Genomic DNA, 20,594 nt, shown 5'->3' with positions numbered 1-20,594 from the left:
CAAATAAAACTAATAGCATGAAAAATAAAGCATTAATTTTTATGTTGGCGACGGCACTATTCTATGGTTGTTCAGACCTAGAAGAAGAGAATTTGTCGCAATTAAATAGAACAGATATAGAGGTTTTATTAGAAAACCCAAGCCAAGATTTTTTAAACACCTTAATCTCTGGTCTTTACAGTCCGCTGATTCCAAATTTTACAGAGCGCTTGGTTTTTAACTTGCAAGAAGCTTCTACGGATGAGGTTATTGTGCCTACAAGGTCCAGAGCAGATGGTGGTTCGGATTGGTTTGATGGTGGCCGTTACATTGCATTGCATACCCATACTTGGGGGCCAGAAGAAGTAACTTTAACAGATGTTTTTAACAACTTACAACAAGGAATTGCGGGCTGTTTAGAGACGATAGATATTCTATCTTCTAATACAGAGAATGAAGATGTTCAGAATGCATTGGCAGAAGCACAGGGATTGTTAGCTTTCTACAGCTTTTACATGTTCGATTTGTATGCCCAAGTACCTTATGTTGATGCAGAAACGGGTCAGAACACCGTGTTGACTGGGGAAGACGCTATTGCAGAAATAGAACGTTTGCTTACATCAGCTATTCCTTTATTAGGAGAGAAAGGAGCTTCTGCTTCTGGGACTAAATTTAATAAAGCTGCTGGGCAATCACTATTGGCTAAACTAAACCTAAATAAGGCTGTTTACAGAGATAGATATGCAGCGTCTTACAATTTTAGTGCAGCGGATATGGATGCGGTTATAGCGCAAACTACAGAAGTTATCAATACAGGCGGGTATACTTTAGCAACAGATTATTTTGGTTTGTTTGATGGGGATAACGATTCTAACTCCGCTTCTGATGAAATTATTTTTGCAGCGGATTTGCAAGCTGGTGTTGCTGGGAACAGGGCATTTATTGCTATGACCCTAAGCCAAGGAATGTACGGTGCAGATGGGGGTAGTTTTAGAGGATGGAATGGTTTTGCAACCACACCAGACTTTGTAGATTCTTGGGATACTACAGACCCTAGATATTTTGAAGAAAATATACCACAAGAACCCGGAACAATTGCTCCAGAGGATTATGAATTAAATAGAGGAATTATAGTAGGCGTACAATATGGTGCGGTCCCTGTGGATCAAAATGATGTGCCTACAGAAGGGGGTAACTTTAGAAAGGATGAAGAGGGGAACATTGTTATTCAAGAATTACGGAATTTCTTAAGAGATAATGATGTTATCAATCACACTAAAGAAGTAGGCTTACAAGCAAACCAAGAACAAGGGGCAAGAGTATTTAAATATGGCTATGACACTCCTGGCCCAGGTAGATGGGATACAGATATTAATGTGCCTTTAATTCGCTTGGCAGATGCCTATTTAATGCGTGCAGAAGCAAAACTAAGAAATGGTGATGCTGCAGGTGCTCTAGAAGATGTAAATACCGTAAGAGCCGCTAGAGGTAGCGCTAGTTTAACAACCATTGATTTAGACGGTCTATTGGCAGAAAGAGGGTTTGAGTTTTACTGGGAGCAACAAAGAAGAACAGACCTTATTAGGTTTGGTAAATTTAATGATGCTTATACGGAAAAACCAGTTACCGAACCATTTGTAAGAGTGTACCCTATACCTAGAAATGCTCTTGCAGCAAGTTCTGTGCTAACCCAAAATCAAGGGTATTAAAAACCGCATATAGTTTAAGTTTAGTAAATTTTGATAGCAGAGGGTTAAGTCGGTTCCTTCTGCTATTTTTTTGTTTATTGGTAGATGAAATGGGAATAAAATTTTTGAAAAGTATTGTTTGGATTGCCTTAGTATATGTGGCAAGCTGTTCCTCAGAAAGGGATACAAAAGGTAATGATGAAAAGCGTTTTACCTTACTTTCTAGTTCCGTTACTGGGATAGATTTTAAAAATGAAATTACCAGCACCAATCAGTTTAATTTCTTAAATTATCCTTACATCTACAATGGTGGTGGTGTAGCTATTGGCGATATTAATAACGACGGCTTGGAAGATGTATACTTAAGCGCCAATCAAAATAGCAATGCCCTCTATCTTAATCAGGGCAATTTTAAGTTTAAAGAGGTTACTAAAAAAGCAGGGCTAGAAGATAGTACTGGTTGGACCACAGGTATTTCAATGGTAGATATAAATGCAGACGGATATTTAGATATCTACGTATGTAAATCTGGTAAAATAGACGTTCCCAGTCAGCGTGCTAATAAGCTATATATCAATAATGGTGATTTAACTTTTACAGAAGCAGCAAAAGAATACGGCTTGGCAGATACAGGTTTTGGTACACAAGCTTATTTTTTAGATTACGATTTAGATCAAGATATAGATGTATACATAGTAAATCACCGACCAGATTTTGGTAATCTAAAAAGTACAGCTACCATTATACAAGAAGCTTCAGATCAGTTGTATCGCAATGATAATGGCCAATTTATCAATGTGTCAAAAACTTCTGGAATTCAAAATAAGGCATGGGGCTTAAGTGCAGCTATAGCCGATTTTAACGAAGATGGTTGGCCAGATGTTTATGTGTGTAATGATTTTTCTGAGCCAGACTTTCTGTACATCAATAACCAAAAAGGTGGGTTCACGGACCAAATATTAAAAACTATGGACCATATAAGTTTCAATAGTATGGGGTCTGATGTTGCAGATTTTGATAACGATGGTATGTTAGATATAATGGTCTTGGATATGTCTGCAGAGGACCACGTTCGTAGTAAAACAAACATGCCCTCTATGAGTACAGAAGCTTTTGAAAATGCTGTGGCAAAAGGCTACCATTACCAATACATGTTTAATATGTTGCAATGGAACAGAGGAGGAGCTACCTTTTCAGAGATTGGACATATGGCACATGTTGCTAAGACAGATTGGAGTTGGGCGCCCCTATTTGCAGATTTGGATAATGATGGACTAAAAGACCTCTTGGTGACCAATGGTATTAAAAAAGATGTTGGTAACGTAGATTTTAGAAACACCCTTAATTTTAAAGTTAAAAATAAAGAGCCCATGTCTTTAAACAGTGTTTTGGATATGGTTCCTGCAAGTAAAATACCCAATTATGTGTTTCATAACCAGGGAGACTTAACCTTTTCTAAAGTCCAAGAAGATTGGGGATTTGGCACCCCATCATTTTCTAATGGAGCCGCTTATGCAGATTTAGATAATGATGGCGATTTGGATATTGTAGTAAATAATTTAGATGATTCAGCCTTTGTTTACCGCAATAATACAGAAGGCAACTTTTTACAAATGCAAATAACAGGTCCTAAGAATAATCCACTAGGCTTAGGGGTTAAGGTGGTCGTAACAACAAATAAGGGGCAACAGATACAGCAGATGTATGCCAATAGAGGCTTTCAATCTTCCGTAAGTACTAAGCTTCACTTTGGTTTAGGAGACGCATCAATAGAGAACGTAATAGTATATTGGCCAGATCGTAAAAAACAAGAACTGGGCAAGGTAAAAGCCAACCAAGTATTAAAAATAGCGTATGCGGAGGCTAGGTCCAGTAAGGAGAGTCAAAAGCAAGAACATTATCATTTAAAAAAGGTGGACTTAACAACAAATGGTTTGGACTACCAGCATCAAGAGCAGCCCTTTAATGATTACGCTAAACAGTTGTTACTCCCTTATAAAATGTCTCAAAGTGGCCCATATATGGCAGTGGCAGATGTAAATGCAGACGGCTTAGAAGACCTTTATGTTGGGGGTGCCCAAGGGCAAGAAGCTAGTTTATATATACAATTAACCGACGGAAGTTTTAAAAAACAAATTCAGCAAGCCTTTATTAAAGATGCTATGTTTGAAGATTTAGAAAGCCTCTTTTTTGATTATGATAAGGATGGAGATTTGGACCTATATGTGGTTAGTGGCGGCAATGAGAAAAAGGCAAATGCGGGCTATTATCAAGATAGACTATACAATAATGATGGTGTAGGGAATTTTAGCAAAACTATTGGAATCCTTCCAAAAATTTCAATTGCAGGACAGGTGGTAAAAACGGCAGATATAGATAATGATGGTGATTTGGATTTATTTGTAGGTGGTAGGCATGTGCCTTGGGCTTATCCATCTGCACCTCAATCCATGATATTAAGAAATGACAACGGAAAGTTTACAGATGTTAGTAATACGGTATTAAGGTTTGAGCACCCTTTAGGTATGGTTACGGATGCTATTTTTACCGATATTGATGGTGATAATGATGAGGATTTATTGGTTGTAGGGGAGTGGATGCCAATTACAATTTTGCAAAATGACAACGGCATCTTTAAATCTCAAGATAGTGTAGGTTTGGAAGAAAGTACAGGATTGTGGTCTACTATAGAAGCTGCGGATGTAGATGGGGATGGAGACGTGGATTATCTATTAGGAAATTTAGGATTAAATACAAAATACAAGGCCGATGCATCTCATGTTTTTGAGGTATACGGTGACGATTTTGATGATTCTGGTAGTTTTGATGTTGTTTTAGTAAACCAATACAAAGATAAATTAGTACCAGTGAGAGGTAAACAGTGTTCCAGTGAACAGCTACCTTTTATCAACCAAAAATTTTCTACCTATGAATCATTTGCAAATGCTTCTGTAGAAGAGGTCTATGGAAAGGAAGCCTTGGCAGAGGCTATCCATTATAAGGCCAATAATTTGGCCAGTATTTGGCTAGAAAATTTAGGGGATAAGGGTTTTAAACAACACGTTTTACCAAATGAGGTACAAATAAGTCCAATCACAGATTTTGAAATAATAGATATAGATGGCGATGGCACGTTAGAAGTTGTTGTGGTGGGTAATCACTTTCCTGTAGAAGTTGAAACCATACGGTTTGATGCTTCAAAAGGAGCTGTTCTTGGTTTTGAAAATGGAGAATATGAGGTGATAAACCATTCTGGATTTAAAATTAGTGGTGATGCACGTAGGGTAAAATCCGTCAAACAGAAAGATGGAAATTTGTTATTGATTCTCAAAAACAATTCGTTTCCAGAAGCATTCCGACTAAATTAACTCACGAATTTAGTTACGTATCCAAAAGAAACTAAGGCTAGTATTAGCCATGTGAAAAGTCCAATTAAAAAAGTTTGTGAGCCTAATTGTTTAATCTGGGCCATGTTTATACTAAGGCCAATTAAAAAGAGGGTAAAGACTAATAAACGTTTAGAAATCCACACTAAAATTATAGAAACGGTTTCAAAGTTTGGTAAATAGGTGTTTAAGAGAATTGCGGCTAAAAAAGCTAGGATAAAATATGGAAAACTCTTTTTGTTAAATTCTTTAGATTTAAATGAAACTAAAACTACTAAAGGCACAATCCATAAGGCTCGGACCAATTTGGTGGTAGTAGCTACTAAAAGGGCATCTTCTCCGTAAGAATTGCTCGCTCCAATTACCGAGCTTGTATCATGTATAGCTAAAGCACACCAAACTCCAAATTGATTTTGAGTAAGCTCAAAAAAATGAGCAATAGGCGGAAATAGAAATAAGGCTACGGAATTAAGCAAAAAGACAACGGCTAGTGCAATACTTGTTTGATGAGGTTTGGCCTTAATCCCCGTACTAACGGCGGCAATAGCGCTGCCACCACAGATTGCAGTGCCAGAAGCCACTAAAAAAGTGATTGTTTTATCAGATTTTAAAAGGAGTGCTAATCCAAAAGCAATTAAAAATGTAAAAGTTATTCCAAATAAACTAATGCCAAAACTATCACTGCCTACAGCAATAGCGGTACTTAAGTTAATACCAAAACCTAAGCCGATAACAGATAGCTTCAATAATTTTTTCTGTATAGGGGCGTGGTAAGGTACAGGCTTCTTTTTAATGAGTCCAGAAAGGCCAATTAGTAATCCCAAAGTTAAAGCTATGGGAGCAGAAATTTTGTTGAAGAATACCGCTACTAAAACGGTAAGCGTAATGCCAACAGGTAGATAAAAACGACTCATTCAACAAATGTAAACGTTTACATTTTATAATCAAAATTTATATTATGGTGGGATAATATGGGAATATAACATGGTAAATACCAACTTTTTTCAGAGAGATGTTTACCTTTATACTATGGAGAAAAAGAAAAAAAAAGTGTTTGTAGAGGGGCCTGTAGCACCTAGCTTTATTGCAGATGCTATTGCCAAACACCAATCCAAAACAACTATAGGAGCGCACGATATTTTTTTAGGACAGGTAAGGGCAGATGAGATAGACGGTAAGACGGTTACTGCAATAGAATATACAGCTTATGAGTCCATGGCAGAGCAGAAGTTTGATGAGATAAGAGAAGCTACCTTTTCTAAATTTAATCTCACCTGTATGCACATTTATCATAGTTTAGGTACAGTTGGCGTAGGTGAACTATGTTTGTTTGTTTTTGTTTCTTCTCCCCATAGAAAAGTGGTATTTGAAGCATTAGAATTTGTGGTAGAGGCTATAAAAAAAGAAGTGCCAGTATTTGGCAAAGAAGTTTTTGCAGACGACAGTTACCAATGGAAAGTGAATACGTAGAACAATGGTAGATATTACACAAAAAAAGAATACACATAGAACCGCAATTGCGCAGGCAGTGGTACAAGTTGGGGATGTGGCAACTATTACAGCGATAAAAAATAATACTGTGCCAAAAGGCGATGTTTTTGAAATGAGCAAAGCAGCGGGTTTTTTGGGTATAAAAAAGACACCAGAATTATTGCCAGACTGTCATCCGCTGCCTATTGAACATGCAAAAGTAGAATATCAAATAGATGGTTTAACTATTACCATTAAGGTTTTAGTACAAACTTTTTATAAAACGGGAGTAGAAGTAGAGGCTATGCACGGAGCTAGTATCGTAGCCTTAAATATGTATGATATGTTAAAACCGATAGACAAAAAAGTGTCTATATTAAATATAAAATTGCTAGAGAAAACAGGAGGAAAATCTGATTTGAAATTTTAACAATTTTTGAAAGCGTCAGCTCATTATTTTTCTATTTTAGCCTCATAATCTTTTAAGTAAAATGAACAACCTAAAGCGAGTAATCGTAGATTTTAAAAAGCTTACCCCAGAGGTGCTTAAGTTGTTGGTAGAGGCCTACCCAGACGGGTATGATTATACAGACATTATCAGCTTTAGAAATGCAGCTGGTGAAAAAGTGGAGTGCGTAGAGGTCCTTACAGAAGACACCAAGTACTTGGTCAAAATTTCTTCTAAATTAGAGAAAACTATGGCCAATTATGACGAAGAAGACTATGAGGATTATGACGACGACGACCCTACTGCTGTTGTAGACCCAGACGAAATTTCTGAATCTGAGGACAGCGACAACGATTAAGGCTTAGCCAAGGTTGGTCAACATTTCTTTTGTTGTTTTTTCCAAATCAAAGGAGTGTTGCCAACCCCAATCTTTCCTAGCGGAATCATCATTTATACTGCTGGGCCAAGAATCAGCAATCTGTTGTCTAAAATCTGGCTCGTATTTCATCTTAAAATTGGTAATGTGTAGCGCTATACTAGCCGCAATATCTTCTGGAGCAAAACTTATAGCGGCAAGATTGTAAGAGGAGCGTATTTTTATTTGTGTTTCTGGTGCTTCCATAATGGCCAAGGTTGCTTTTATAGCATCATCCATAAACATCATAGGCAGGGTAGTTCCCTTTTTTAAAAAACAGGTGTAAGTTTGTGTTTCTATAGCCTTGTGGTAAATTTCTACAGCATAATCGGTGGTGCCACCACCAGGTTGTGTTTTCCAACTAATAAGCCCTGGGTAGCGCACGCTACGCACATCTACTCCGTATTTTTCATAATAATATTGGCACCAACGTTCTCCAGATTGCTTGCTAATTCCATAAACTGTACTAGGTTCCATTATGGTATGTTGTTCAGTAGCTTCCTTAGGTGTATTGGGTCCAAATACAGCTATGCTAGAAGGCCAAAATATTTTGCTAATCTTTTTTTCCTTGGCAAGATTGAGCACGTTAAAAAGGGAATTCATGTTTAAATTCCAAGCTCTCATTGGGAATTTTTCTGCAGTAGCACTAAGCATGGCAGCCATTAAATAAACCTCTTCTATTTCATAATGCATTACCACATCTTCTAAGGCACTATAATTGGTTGCATCCAGTAGTTCAAATGGGCCAGAAGCCATAAGAGTAGCATCACCTTCCCTAATGTCACTTGCCACCACACAGTCTTTTCCGTGTTTTTGTCTTAGTGCATAGGTTAGTTCTGTTCCTATTTGCCCACAGGCACCTAAAATTAAGATAGATTTAGCCATGAATTAGTCGTTTGTTGCATTGTTAACAAATATAGCTGTTCTTAAAATTTGTACTTTCGTTAAATGCAAAAATTACTAATCATCTGTACATTTTTTTTGGTATGTTTTGCTTGTAAGGAAAAAGCACCAATACAAGAGCAACAAAATGCTATAGCAGCAGAGTTTTCTTTTAAAAACATGCCTAACCCAATACCATTGACCGATAAGGCAACGGAAAAATTGAAACCTTGGACTGCTTATCAGGATTTTGAAAAAAGTTTTGAAGTATTCCGTAGAGCTCGTAATACGGAAGATTTAAAGTTGGCTGTAACAGATTTGATAGAAAAAGAAACAGCATTGCAAAAGAGTGACTATCCAGAGGCTTATAATATTGCACAGATAAAAAGTAGACAGTTGATTTTAAAAACCTTTTTACTGAAAATTAAAGGGCATTTAGACAATCAACAAGAAGTTAAAGAGCCTGTGAAAGAGTTGTTGCTGGCAAGAAACGCTATGCGCAATCAATTTAATAGAATTCTTAAGGACACCCTAGACACTAAATCTATTTTGGAATGAAAAAATACATAGGTATCATAGCTGCATTTTATATTACACTTGGTTTTGCGCAAAAAGAAGAGATTAACGCCATTAATTCAGTTTTAGATAGCTGGCATATGGCGGCTAGCCAAGCGGATTTTGATGCTTATTTTAGTAAGATGACTACAGACGGTGTTTTTATTGGTACAGACGCTATGGAAAATTGGCAGAATGATGAATTCCGTACATTTTCTAAACCTTATTTTGATAAAGGAAAAGCCTGGAGTTTTACTGCGGTGGAGCGCAATATATATGTTTCTGATGATAAATCTTTTGCTTGGTTTGATGAGTTATTAGACACCCAAATGGAAATTTGCCGTGGTTCTGGGGTATTAAAAAAAGTAAATAACGATTGGAAAATTGCGCACTATGTACTTTCTATTGCAGTACCTAATGAAAACGTGGATGAACTTGTGTCCATAAAAAAGCAGAAGGATAGCCTTCTGCTCTTACAATTAAAAAATATTAAAAAGTAATAGTTACTTTTCTTCTGTATTGGTTTCGTTTTTGCGGCTTTCTAAGGCTTGTTTGCTAAGGCTTGCTAAGTTAAAATTAGGCGCTATTGCTAATGCTTGGTCCATAAAGGCAATAGATTCATCAATTTTAGTCTTATCATTATTAAAAATCAGAAGTCCTTTTAAATGTAAAAATGCAGCTTTTAGAGAAACTTCATAAGGTTGTTGACGCTCAAAGAAGGCATGCTTCATTTGGTCAGTAGCATTTGCTATGCCGTATTCAATATAGCTAGAGGCCCCAGTACCATCGCCTAACTGAATTTTTAAATCGGCTATTTCATAAGCCAACATTGGATTTTTATTTCTTTCGTATAAAATTTCAAACTGTTCTACAGCACGTTGAGGTTGCCCAAGCGATTTTAGACTTACGGCTTTTACTTGTACCGCTAAATCAGAATCGGTGTTGTTTTTCTCTATGCCTATGGTATTTAATGCTTGTAGGTGTTGGTTGCTATTCATGTATACAAAGGCTAAAGTGTCTTTACGAGCTTTAGAGGGTTGTAAAATGTTTAAATGTGTTAAGGCTCCAATAATTCCATTGACATCGCCTTGTGTGCGCATTTCTTTATAATACGCTTCATAATGTTTGGTAAGTTCTGTACTGTTTTGAGCAGCCGTTTGGAAAACGGAGCAAAGGGTCAATAAAACAAGAAGTTTTTTCATCATACTTAAGTTAGGTGGGCAAAGCTATAAAAATCTTGTGTATCCCCTTGTTAAAGAAGCCTTAGTAAAACAAAAAGGCCCCATAATTGGAGCCTTTTTGTTTGGTGGTATATATGGTAGTTAGGCAGAAAGTTCTTCTAAGGAAATGGAGGAATGGTCTCTAAGAATACGGGCGTAAAGTGCTAGGCTTTTAGCATCTTCTTGTAGACACGACTTTAAAAAATCTCTTAAATCTATATAATAGAGATTCATAGGTAGTACGGGTAAATTAACATTAAGTTTCTCCGGACTATAAAGTGCATCATCCATGACCAAATGCATATTAATTCTGCGTCTATGGTAATCCATTTGCACGTCTGCAGCGTTGTAACATTGTTTTACAATACTTTCATGTATTGTTTTTCCTTCATCGGATAATTTTCTAGGAGAGCTGTGTAGGTCAATTAAGCGCTCCATTTCCGATAAAATTCTAGTTTTTAAAATCAGATTTTCCATGCCTGTAGTTTAAATATTATGATACAAAGTTAGACAGCCGAAAATGATTTCGTAAACTTTACGCAGGGTAATTAACACCAGTTTAAGGTAAATGTTGTGAATAGTAAAAAACCTGTGGTTTAGGTGCTTTTTAGAGTGGTTTGTAGGAAATGATTTTTATTGAGAAAATTCCTACATAATATTTTTTTTTGAGGAAAATTCTTAATTTTTTGTGAAAATCCTGGTGGTTTAAGCCCCTTTCTTACAGCCTCTTGAGTGTAGTATTCTCTTTTTGTAGGATGATTCGGATAAACGCCGTTAAAGGTAATTTCCGCATATTCATGAAGTAAAATTGTGGTGATCATATGAATGCAATCATCTAAATGAATAAGATTCACTAGCTCATCGCCATTGGTTAAATTGCTCTTACCACTTAAATGATTTACTGGGTGGCGGTTGGGTCCAATTAAACCGCCAAATCTAATAACCGTAGTTTTCCATGGCCCCTTTTTAAAAAGAGCTTCTGCTTGGACCAATTGTTTTCCCGATTCCGTAATAGGTTGGGTTGGGGTATCTTCTGTTATAATACCTTCTGCATCGCCATAAACAGAGGTGCTGCTTACAAAAAGTACCCATTTGCATTGGGCGTTAATCAGTTCTTGATAAAGCAACTGCATTTTAGCAACATAGTTTTCCTTATTAGGTCCTCTTAGTTTTGGCGGTACATTGATTAGAGCAATATCACTATTTCTTAAAAAAGACGCGATATCCCCATTTATTTCATTTTCGTGTAAACTTATCTGGTATGGCGCGATACCCAATTCTTTTAACGTTGCTACCTTATTTAGCTGGGTAGTACTGCCTTTAACCTTATAGCCTAATTCTAATAATTTTTTAGCAGTGGGTGTACCTAGCCATCCACAGCCTATGATGCTTATATTCTTATTCAATCTGTAGCTTTTTTACAACTAAGATAGCATCGTTTAGGACAAAGGGCATAGGAATTTCATCAATTGGTCTATCGGGAACCGTAAATAGCTCATGTTCTAATAAATCATTAGAAGCTTCATATAAGGTTACTTCTAGCTTGGAAGAGGCATTGTATTCTATTTTCACTTCTGTATATGCATTATCAGTAATATGATGCGTAAATAATCGCCCTCCATTGCGCTGTGCCAAATAAGCTTCGGCAAGTTCTTCGTCATTTACTATAGCCCTAGTAATTTTTACATCATTGGTAAAGAGTTCTAGTCTATTTACATTTCTATTGGGATAAATGCATAAGGTTACGTGCTTGGTATTTTCTATAATTGAATCTTGTGTTATTAGTATTTCTGGTGCCGGGATGGCTTTAACTTCGGTAGGAGTAACATATGTGAAACTCGTGTTGTATTTACTACTTATGGTTTTTAATCCTGTTTCGGGACTATCATTTTTATCTTTCACAAATTGCGAGTTCCAATGGGTAAGGACGTTATCATAAGTAGCCCATTGTGCTTGTTGAGTGTCACTGTTTAAAACGTACAATAAGCTACTTGGTTTAGGATGTTCTGGGGAATAACTAGAGTTTAAATGGGCTTTAATACTAAAAACTAGAAATAGGGTTACGCTTAAAACTGCAAATCTCATTTTATGGCCACTGTTACCAAATAAGGGCACTAATAGAAAATACAATAGGGTGACAAAAACCGTTGCAGCTACTAACATTTTTAATCCCAAACCAACAGGAAACATTTTAATAAATGGAACATATAAAAATACCGCAGGTAATGCTAAAAATAACAAGATATAGGGCGATGGCTTTTCTTGATTAATTAATACGTATAATGATGCTATTGCTCCAAAGACTGGTAAAATAAAAAAACTAGCTCCTTTTAAGTAATATGCCGCTAAGCCACATAAAACTAACCATAGTGCAATTGGGGCTATTAAAAGATTTTGTGTTTTTAAAAATTTAAATCGATTATACACAAAAAAACAAACGGTTAAAGCTAACAGCGCAACTACCCAGATGTAATCATGCCCGTTATAGGTAAAGCCATGTAGTATATCTCTATACCAAGGATACCACCATTGCAGTGCACTCCAAGTAAAATAACCTATGGCACCGTTGACAAGTAGTGTGATTAGCATGGGTAGAAATCCTTTTGCTATTTCTAAAGCATTTAGGGTAGATTTTTTAAATCCTATGGTGAGAACAATAAAGAATATAAATACACCTCCAAGGAATAAGGGCCATATCCAATCAAAAGGATAGGACACCATGTCGTAAAGTGGAAAATTGAAATAGACATAATCTGTAAGACTTTTAACATTGGTAAGGTCTGCATTACTAAAATAGTCTAGCAGCGGCATTAGATAAGTACCTTGGTGTTTTAGTGTTTTTTTATCTAAACGCTCGTAAGTGTCTAGCGCTGTATGGTAGTCAAAATGGTCATCTATAAAGGCAAAGTTAAATCCATCAATGTCTCCTTTTTCTCGGAAAACGGTAAGATCAGTATCATTAGGTAATAATTTGTAAATACTATAGGCTAGAGAATTGGTTACGGGATATTTAGGGTTAGCTTTAGTAAATTCTTGTATCAATTTAGCGTTACCTCTATTGGTCTCTATAAGCATGTAGCTTGGGCCACCACTACCACGAGCTTCAAAATTTAAAACGAGACCTACATTTTTTGCCCACGGATGTTCTCTTACAAAAAGGTCCGCACCATTAAGTCCCAATTCTTCTGCATCTGTAAATAGCAAAATAATATCATTCTTAGCTTTTTTATTGCTGGCTAAGTACGCCCTTACGCCTTCTAATATGGTGGCAACACCACTGGCAGCATCACTAGCACCTAAAGATGAATGTGGATTGCTATCGTAATGCGAAAGTAAAAGTAATGATTTGCCGTTTGGGTCTGACCCTGGAATTTTGGCCATAATATTTATAGCTGTACTTAAATTACCCCAATCTCCAATAGTCTGGCCTTCTTGCGTATAGGTTTCTAAGCCCAATTCTTTTAAGGCTTTGACTAGATAAGAACGTACGTGTTTATGTCCACTGAACCCTACACTGTGTGGTTCTTTACTTAGCTCTTTAACGTGTTTTAAAGCTTTGTCTACAGAAAATTCGGTATGCTCTGCATGGCTGTCTTCATGGTATTTTGGCATTAAGGATGAAATGCTGTAATACGCTGCAATACATAGAAGAATTAGGCTTAGGGTCCTAGAAAATTTCATAAGGAATTAAGATTGGTTCCTAAATGTATAAAATAATAACAGTTTGTTGATTAATATGGCAATAAAATTACCTAATTAATTAATAATCACTATATTTAGAAGGCAACCTATAAATTAACTCATATGGCTATTAAAAGTTTTCAAGGGGCTAGGGCTAAGATAAGTCCTACAAAAGGAGATAACCGCCCCATCTTGGTTTCTGATTACATGACTAAAAAACTAGTAACTTTTGCGCCAGACCAATCTATTTTAGAAGTAATGGAGGCTTTTGCCAAGTTTAAAATCTCTGGTGGACCTGTTTTGGACAACAATGGCTTTTTAGTTGGCATAATTTCTGAAGCAGATTGTATGAAGCAGATATCTGAAAGTCGTTATTTTAATCAGCCTATTTTAGATAAAAGTGTTGAAAAATACATGACAAAAAACGTAGAAACTATTCCGCATGATATGACCATTTTTGATGCTGCAGGCGTATTTGTACAGCATAACCGCAGAAGATTACCTGTATTAAAAAATGGTATTTTAGTAGGCCAGATTAGTAGAAAAGATATTGTTATTGCAGCCCTGAAGTTAACCGGTGCCAATTGGAAGATGAGTAGGGTTTAACCTAGTCAATAACTTGAAAAAACCTCGCAAATGCGGGGTTTTTTTATTCTCTTTTTACAATCATGTAATATTCACCACCCTCTAGTGGTAAATAACCCAAATCGTACACAAAAAAATAAGTTGCACCTTTTTTAGTGGTGTATGTATTGGTAAAATATTCAAAATCAAAACCCTTGTCTATTAATTTAGTGCGACTGGTATTGGTTTTATTATCGCGTAGTGGAAAACTGTCTAAAATTCTATAGTTCTTACGAAGCCTGTTGTTAATATTACGAATCAGGTTTTTGCTATCCTTATTTAGCCTGTTGTTATGGGCATTACGACAATGGTCCGTACAGAATTTTTTATCGGCACGGCCTTTTATAACCGTACCACATTCCAGACATTTTTTAGTTTCCATGGATTAGTATTCCACAACAATATCGTATTTTTTTAATAAACCAGGTAGGCTATGTAAGTTGATGCGTGTTTTTTTTAAGCTATTTTCTTCTGGATTCAGCATCAAATTAGTAACGGTAGTAAGGTCTGCTTTATCTAAATTGGTATTGCTGAATATGCAATTTTTTAAATTACTACCCTTAAAAACACTACTAATAAGTTGGGTGTTGGTAAAATCTACTTGTTCCAGAGAGCAATCTATAAAGTGGATGTTATTTAAATCCATCTGGGAAAAATTACTCAAGCTAAGATTACAATCCTTAAAATGTAAACTTAGAAACATAGGGTTGCACGTAAAAAAGTTTAATCCCAGTAGCTTACATTTAGTGAATGTGGCCACATTAAAGGTAGTATGCGCTATGTTAGCATTAGTTAAATCACAACCAATAAATTCACAGTCTGCAAAGTTCTGGTTGTCTAAGAATGTATTAGAGAAGTTACACTCTTTAAATGTACAAGCCTCGTAATCTGCTTTTATTAAAGCTTTTTCTTGGTAATTAACTTTGGTAAAAGTAGTATCTATTACATAGGGTTTGTTCATGGACGGTATTTTTTATAGCTAAAAACAGTTTCTTCTCTTAAATCTCCTTCGTCTATAAGCACATACATATTTATGTGGTTTTTATCTATACGTTCAATCGTAAAACCTTCAAAGTAAAAGGCATTTTTATCTTTATCTACTAATTTAAAATCTACGGTTTCGTCCTTGGTTTCCCAGCCTTTTAAATCTTTAGAAAAATGTTTTAGTTGCAATAGAAGGCTATTTTCTTGCTGTATTATATGGCCAAGTTCATAAAACTGCACACCTTCATCATCTATCAATCTAAACGAAAAAAACATGGAGTCCCCCAACGGAGGACTCCATATTTCTTCTGCAATACCACCAAAAGCCTCGCCACGCCAGTGCCCTTCTAACCATGTTATTTCTGATAATAAAGCCGGAGCGGGTGCATCACCTTCACCTAATTGTTTGGTTTTTTGAGCTTTTATAGTAGTGCCGAAAAGGATACAAACAATTACTAGAATTATGCTTAATCTGGTGCTCATAAGGTTCGTTTTTTACAATAGTTTAAAGGTAACCTTTACGGTGCTTTCTACTTTAATTTTTTCAAAACCAATATCTAAAGGTTCTGCACTATCCATCGCCATAGATTTCATTTCCATTCTAGGGGTGGCCATAGCACGGTAGTAGGGTTGTGAGTTATCTTGTATATGGATAGCGGCACCTATTTTTTGGTCTAAAGGCTTGGTTAGGGCTATGGCTTTTTGTTTCGCTTTTTTCACAGCATTTCCTTTAAGCTCTAATTCTAGCTCATCCATTTTAGAATATTCTGTACGTTCTAGAGAGGTATTGGCTATACCAATATCTTCTAAAGCGGCCATAGTTTTACCCGCGGTTAGACCATCATAAACCAAGAGTGAAAACTGTTTGCTTTTTAAAACCGTTTTGGAGCGTAAAAAATAATTTTTAAAGTTGCTGCTAACATCTTTAATTTTTAGTTGCTTGTCTATATTTATACCAAGAGCTTTTAATTCTTTTGCCATTTTGTTTTCTTGTTCTTCTACGGATTTCCTGCCTTTAGAATCTTGCTCTTTAATAGTAATGCTCAGATATATGCGGTCTGGTGCCACTAATGTGTCTACTTGTGCAGAGGTTTCTAAATAGGCAACATCTAAGAAATTTTTACTTTGTGCCATAGTGGTCAATGGAATTAAGAATAATAAATAAATGAGTTGTTTTTTCATGATTAAGATTTTAGTTAAAGGTAACAATTCTTATGCCACATCAAGTCTATATTATGCTAAGAGGATGTGCCGTTGAGGTAAGAGGTGTTTTGGGTTAGGGAATAGGATTTAATAGAGAAAAGAAGGGGTAGAACAGAAAGGTATCTTGGCCATAACCAAATTAATAAGTTATAGCATTTTGAGAAGTAAATTACTGGTTTTTAAAAATAATAGCCTAGATGTATACCTTTGCTACCTACTTATGGCAAAATCTCTGTCTTTCTTAAATAAGTTTCCACTGCTCGGATAGCACCTTCCATATAACCAGAAAACGCTGTAGCTGCCTCCGTATTTACAAAGTAAACACAATCATTTAAATATGCTTTCTGTAATAGGGTATGACCATTATTTTGATGTGGTCTAAGAATATTTTGAGCTCCAGCGCTAATCCATTGGTGATTCCATACTTTATCTTGATAGTGAATGTAGTCTAAAGCCTCTTTTCCTAAAAGCTCTACCAACTGTTTCAGGGCATAATCTTTACGCACTTCTTTAGTGAATTCAGATGCACCTGCATTTAAAAACCCTGTAAAACCAAACTTTTGCGCTGCAAAATCTGTATGGTCGTACATTTCTGTAATAATACCAGAGTGGCTAAACAACATTCCGGAGTATCCCTGCTCTCTCCAGAAGGGTTTACGGTATTCTATCACAAATTTTATACTGCCCAACATCCATGTTTGCACTTTTGGTAATATGGACATAAGATTTTCTGGCAAAGGAGGATTAAAGTCTAAAGTTTCTACAAGAGCAGGCGGAATTGCTAAACACAGTTTAGTGCCTTGGTAAATATCTCCTTTAAGTGTGGTAGCAGTTAGACCATTTTTATTGCGTTGAATTTTAGTGACTGCTGTATTTAAACAAATAGCGTCTTTAGGTATGGCTTTGGTTAATGCGTTAATTAAGCTTGCCGTGCCACCTTCGATTCTATAAGATGGCGTTTCGTTTTCAGGAACGTAAAATTTTTGAGGAGGTTCAAAAGATTTCGTTTGAAAAAGTGATAGGCCTGTATCAAACTGCGGAAATTTATTTAAACGTAGCTCCTCAAGTAATGTATTAAGAGCGGTGTGTATATCGGCAAACCAAGTAGCACCTAATTCTAAGGGTGTACCTAAACGTCCATGTAAAGTGTAAATGCGTCCACCCAGTCTAGGAGATGCCTCTAGGAGTTTAAAAGGTATGTTAGCTTTATGTAAACGATAGGCTAAATAGAGACCGCTTAAGCCACCACCAATGATAAGGATAGGTTTATGTTCTGCCATGAGTACTTAAATTTGTGGATAAAATTACGTTGTGTTTTAATCCTTAGAATATTCAAGCTTACCACCAACATAAGTCGCCATAACGTTAACATCTTTTATTTGTTCTGGTTTTATTTTAGTAAGGTCTTCACTTAAAATAACAAAGTCTGCTAGTTTGCCAACAGCAAGGCTTCCTTTTATATTTTCAGAAAATTCGCTGTACGCAGCATTAATCGTATAAGCTTTGAGGGCATCGGTTACACTCATTTTTTCTGCAGGATACCAACCTTCAGGATTATTGTCATCTAAGGTTCTTCTGGTTGTTGCAGCATAAATGCCATATAATGGCGATGCAGGTGCAACGGGCCAATCACTGCCAAACGCTAGCAAAGCATTAGCTTGTAATAAGGAGTTAAAAGCATATGTTGTTTTTGCTCTTTCTTTACCAATTAATTCTTCTGCCCATCTACCATCGTCTATAGCATGGTAGGGTTGCATGCTAGCAATTACTTTAAGCGAAGAAAATCTTGGAATATCTTTTGGGTCTAAATGTTGAGCGTGCTCTATTCTAAACCTAGGTTCTTTCTCTGGGTTTTTCCTGAGTACAGCTTCATATGCGTTCAGTAATGTAGTATTTGCTTTATCACCTATAGCATGAACAGTTATTTTAAACCCAGCCATGTCAGCTTCTTCTATCCATTTAAAAATAGTATCATTATTTAGCATTAGAATCCCTTTGTCTTTTGGACTATCGGAATAGGGATTATTAAACGCTGCCGTATGTGAGCCCAAAGAACCATCCATAAAGCCTTTTAATAAACCATTTTTAATCCACTTGTTTGCCACAAGCGTATTTGGGTCTATAGTGCGGTATTGTGGTAGTGGGTCTGCAGAATACACCCTTACTTTCAATTGATTACTAGCATACATTTTTTGCAAAACAGAAAACCCTCCTAGACTATCAACATCATGAACACTCGTTACCCCTTGACTTAAAAAATAGTTTTGTGCTTTTAAAATAGCATCTATCTTTTTTTCTGGCGATAATGGTGGTATTTTATCTAACACTAAGTACATGGCTTCACTCTTTAAAATACCAGTAGGTTCGCCTTCAGCATCTTTTACAATCTCTCCTTTAGCTGGGTTTAAAGTAGAGGTGTCAATGCCTGCAATTTTTATAGCTGCGGAATTAGCGAGAATCATATGACCATCCATACGATAAATAGCAACAGGGGTGTTGGGTGTTACGGAATCAATCCAACTTTTATTAGGGAGCTCACCGCCCCAAAGCGTATGGTCCCAATTTCCTTCTACAATCCATTCGTCCGAATTAAGTGTCTTGGCAAAATCCTCAATTTTAGTGATAAATTCTTGTTTGTTATCTACATCTCTAAGCGCTACATTTAAAAGACTATTACCTCCCATAAGTAAGTGTACATGAGCATCTATGAAACCAGGGACAACCATTTTTCCTTTTGCATCAATTACGGTAGTAGTAGCATTGATATGTTCGTTGAGCGTTTTTCTTTTGCCTATGGCAAGGATGGTATCTCCTTTAATGGCCATGGCTTCTATGGTGTCCATGGCTACATCTGGAGTCCAAAATGTGGCATTTACAACTACAGTATCGGCATAGATTTGCTGCTTTTTATTGCAGGATGATAAAAGAAATAAGTTGAGGAGTAAATATAAGAAGCTGTAGCGAAAAGGAAATAAACCGGTCATAGATGGATTTAAAAAACTAAAGATAACCAAAAAGCTAGAGGAGTATTAGAAAAATAAAAGCGCCGTTTTAAGGGCGCCTTTCTATATTTAGCTATGAGGTCTTTACTAAAGATGTTGATTTAAAAAGCTTCTCATTTTTTTCAATATAGCCTCTCCCTCTTCTTCTAATGCAAAATGACCTGTATCATAAATATTAAAATCGATGTCTTTTACATCTTTTTTGTAGGCTTCTGCACCACTTGCAGGGAAGAAAGCATCATTTTTACCCCAAACTATCAGCATAGGGGGCTGATGTTCTCTTAAATACTGCTGCCATTTTGGGTAGAGTTTTACATTATTCTGGTAATCATAGAATAAATCTAAATTTACCTTATGGGCATTAGGTCTAGATAAACGCAAATAATCTAAATGCCATGTATCTGGATTTACCACTTCTGGATTACGTACACCATGGGTGTATTGCCATTCTAACCCTTCTAAGGAAAAGACAGGTAGCATTGCTTTTTCGGTTTCTGCATTTCTATTTTTCCATAATTCTTTTGTGGTTGCCCAAGCTTCTCCCAGCCCTTCTTCATAGGCATTGCCATTTTGGTTTACTATTGCTGTTATGCGTTCTGGATGGGCTGTGGCAATCCTAAAACCAACTGGAGCACCATAATCTTGTATCATTAGTGCATATTTAGAGAGTCCTTTAAGTTCTAAAAACTGGTCTATAGTTTTTGCAAGATTGTCAAAGGTATAAGTGTAAGTGTCTGGAGAAGGAAAATCACTATTGCCAAATCCTGGATAATCTGGGGCAATTAAGTAATAGCTGTCTGCTAAGGCGTTTAATACTTTTCTATATTGATGTGATGAAGAGGGAAATCCATGGAGTAATACTATAGTAGGATTTTCTGGATTCCCAGCTTCTCTGTATGCAATGTGTACTCCGTTAACGTCTAATTTTTTGTAATAAATAGGATTCATAGTTACTATATTTTCTGTTGTTTTTTCATTTTCAGGAATAGTTTTTCCATTCTTGCAAGCACCCATTACTAAGGTTAACCCAAGAGCAATACCGATTATTTTTTTCATT

21 protein-coding genes are annotated in these 20,594 nt (G+C 36.3%); 8 read left to right on the top strand and 13 right to left on the bottom strand.

Translation table 11 applies throughout. The annotated features are described in order from the left end of the window. The first annotated feature begins 17 nt into the window (after window positions 1–17). Together HCO57_RS07730 and HCO57_RS07725 are read left to right on the top strand one after the other, a co-directional pair. The gene (locus HCO57_RS07730) at window positions 18–1,688 is read left to right on the top strand and encodes a RagB/SusD family nutrient uptake outer membrane protein (RefSeq protein WP_136949274.1); all 1,671 of its coding nucleotides are present in this window, start codon (window positions 18–20) and stop codon (window positions 1,686–1,688) included. Between the two features lie 104 nt (window positions 1,689–1,792). After that, window positions 1,793–5,035: a VCBS repeat-containing protein gene (locus HCO57_RS07725; RefSeq protein WP_167988543.1), complete on the top strand. Its 3,243-nt coding sequence runs from the start codon at window positions 1,793–1,795 to the stop codon at window positions 5,033–5,035. Here the strand turns inward: HCO57_RS07725 and HCO57_RS07720 are convergent. Further along, a complete protein-coding gene (locus HCO57_RS07720) occupies window positions 5,032–5,967 on the bottom strand; it encodes a YeiH family protein (RefSeq protein WP_167988542.1) in 936 nt (311 codons plus the stop codon). The two genes, HCO57_RS07725 and HCO57_RS07720, sit on opposite strands and share 4 nt — an antisense overlap. A 115-nt stretch (window positions 5,968–6,082) precedes the next feature. Between HCO57_RS07720 and HCO57_RS07715 the strand changes: the two genes are divergently transcribed. From HCO57_RS07715 to HCO57_RS07705, 3 genes are all read left to right on the top strand, one after another. Further along, window positions 6,083–6,523 carry a molybdenum cofactor biosynthesis protein MoaE gene (locus HCO57_RS07715; RefSeq protein ID WP_167988541.1) on the top strand — a complete coding sequence of 147 codons (441 nt, stop codon included), beginning with the start codon at window positions 6,083–6,085 and terminating at the stop codon, window positions 6,521–6,523. Between the two features lie 4 nt (window positions 6,524–6,527). Beyond that, on the top strand, window positions 6,528–6,953 hold the full coding sequence (locus HCO57_RS07710) for a cyclic pyranopterin monophosphate synthase MoaC (protein ID WP_167988540.1): 426 nt from the start codon (window positions 6,528–6,530) through the stop codon (window positions 6,951–6,953). Between the two features lie 61 nt (window positions 6,954–7,014). Beyond that, window positions 7,015–7,329, top strand: a complete 315-nt coding sequence (locus HCO57_RS07705; protein ID WP_167988539.1) for a hypothetical protein — start codon at window positions 7,015–7,017, stop codon at window positions 7,327–7,329. A 3-nt stretch (window positions 7,330–7,332) separates the two neighbouring features. Here HCO57_RS07705 and HCO57_RS07700 read toward each other — a convergent pair whose 3' ends face one another. After that, window positions 7,333–8,271 (bottom strand): NAD-dependent epimerase/dehydratase family protein, encoded by a 939-nt coding sequence (locus tag HCO57_RS07700; protein WP_167988538.1) that lies wholly within the window; start codon window positions 8,269–8,271, stop codon window positions 7,333–7,335. 63 nt (window positions 8,272–8,334) lie between these two features. Here HCO57_RS07700 and HCO57_RS07695 point away from each other — a divergent pair, with 63 nt between their 5' ends. Beyond that, entirely contained in the window at window positions 8,335–8,826 is a 492-nt protein-coding gene (locus HCO57_RS07695; RefSeq protein ID WP_167988537.1) for a hypothetical protein, read from the top strand. Continuing rightward, window positions 8,823–9,323 carry a nuclear transport factor 2 family protein gene (locus tag HCO57_RS07690; RefSeq protein WP_167988536.1) on the top strand — a complete coding sequence of 167 codons (501 nt, stop codon included), beginning with the start codon at window positions 8,823–8,825 and terminating at the stop codon, window positions 9,321–9,323. The genes HCO57_RS07695 and HCO57_RS07690 overlap by 4 nt, the downstream gene beginning before the upstream one ends. Window positions 9,324–9,326: 3 nt before the next feature. Here the strand turns inward: HCO57_RS07690 and HCO57_RS07685 are convergent, their stop codons facing one another. From HCO57_RS07685 to HCO57_RS07670, 4 genes are all read right to left on the bottom strand, one after another. After that, window positions 9,327–10,025 (bottom strand): hypothetical protein, encoded by a 699-nt coding sequence (locus tag HCO57_RS07685; protein ID WP_167988535.1) that lies wholly within the window; start codon window positions 10,023–10,025, stop codon window positions 9,327–9,329. 120 nt (window positions 10,026–10,145) lie between these two features. Next, on the bottom strand, window positions 10,146–10,520 hold the full coding sequence (locus HCO57_RS07680) for a hypothetical protein (RefSeq protein ID WP_167988534.1): 375 nt from the start codon (window positions 10,518–10,520) through the stop codon (window positions 10,146–10,148). A gap of 119 nt (window positions 10,521–10,639) precedes the next feature. Further along, window positions 10,640–11,449, bottom strand: coding sequence for an NAD-dependent epimerase/dehydratase family protein (locus tag HCO57_RS07675; RefSeq protein WP_167988533.1), 810 nt, complete (start codon window positions 11,447–11,449; stop codon window positions 10,640–10,642). Continuing rightward, a complete protein-coding gene (locus tag HCO57_RS07670) occupies window positions 11,442–13,724 on the bottom strand; it encodes a M20/M25/M40 family metallo-hydrolase (protein WP_167988532.1) in 2,283 nt (760 codons plus the stop codon). Before HCO57_RS07670 ends, HCO57_RS07675 begins: the two co-directional genes overlap by 8 nt. A gap of 123 nt (window positions 13,725–13,847) precedes the next feature. Here HCO57_RS07670 and HCO57_RS07665 point away from each other — a divergent pair, with 123 nt between their 5' ends. Further along, the gene (locus HCO57_RS07665; RefSeq protein ID WP_136949287.1) at window positions 13,848–14,330 is read left to right on the top strand and encodes a CBS domain-containing protein; all 483 of its coding nucleotides are present in this window, start codon (window positions 13,848–13,850) and stop codon (window positions 14,328–14,330) included. A gap of 43 nt (window positions 14,331–14,373) precedes the next feature. On the opposite strand, the gene HCO57_RS07660 is transcribed toward HCO57_RS07665, so the two are convergent. From HCO57_RS07660 to HCO57_RS07630, 7 genes are all read right to left on the bottom strand, one after another. After that, window positions 14,374–14,730 carry a hypothetical protein gene (locus HCO57_RS07660; protein ID WP_167988531.1) on the bottom strand — a complete coding sequence of 119 codons (357 nt, stop codon included), beginning with the start codon at window positions 14,728–14,730 and terminating at the stop codon, window positions 14,374–14,376. Between the two features lie 3 nt (window positions 14,731–14,733). Further along, the gene (locus HCO57_RS07655) at window positions 14,734–15,309 is read right to left on the bottom strand and encodes a pentapeptide repeat-containing protein (RefSeq protein ID WP_167988530.1); all 576 of its coding nucleotides are present in this window, start codon (window positions 15,307–15,309) and stop codon (window positions 14,734–14,736) included. Next, window positions 15,306–15,815: a DUF6265 family protein gene (locus HCO57_RS07650; protein ID WP_167988529.1), complete on the bottom strand. Its 510-nt coding sequence runs from the start codon at window positions 15,813–15,815 to the stop codon at window positions 15,306–15,308. Before HCO57_RS07650 ends, HCO57_RS07655 begins: the two co-directional genes overlap by 4 nt. A gap of 12 nt (window positions 15,816–15,827) precedes the next feature. Beyond that, complete coding sequence (locus HCO57_RS07645) at window positions 15,828–16,514, bottom strand: SIMPL domain-containing protein (protein ID WP_167988528.1); 687 nt, start codon at window positions 16,512–16,514, stop codon at window positions 15,828–15,830. A gap of 239 nt (window positions 16,515–16,753) precedes the next feature. After that, window positions 16,754–17,815: a flavin monoamine oxidase family protein gene (locus HCO57_RS07640; protein WP_167988527.1), complete on the bottom strand. Its 1,062-nt coding sequence runs from the start codon at window positions 17,813–17,815 to the stop codon at window positions 16,754–16,756. A gap of 36 nt (window positions 17,816–17,851) precedes the next feature. Then, window positions 17,852–19,519 carry an amidohydrolase gene (locus HCO57_RS07635; protein WP_167988526.1) on the bottom strand — a complete coding sequence of 556 codons (1,668 nt, stop codon included), beginning with the start codon at window positions 19,517–19,519 and terminating at the stop codon, window positions 17,852–17,854. Between the two features lie 105 nt (window positions 19,520–19,624). Then, complete coding sequence (locus HCO57_RS07630; protein WP_167988525.1) at window positions 19,625–20,593, bottom strand: alpha/beta fold hydrolase; 969 nt, start codon at window positions 20,591–20,593, stop codon at window positions 19,625–19,627. Between the last annotated feature and the right edge of the window lies 1 nt (window position 20,594).

Source organism: Croceivirga sp. JEA036, from assembly GCF_011882165.1.
Classification (GTDB): Bacteria; Bacteroidota; Bacteroidia; order Flavobacteriales; family Flavobacteriaceae; genus Croceivirga.
This window is presented reverse-complemented; position numbering and strand designations above follow the sequence as displayed.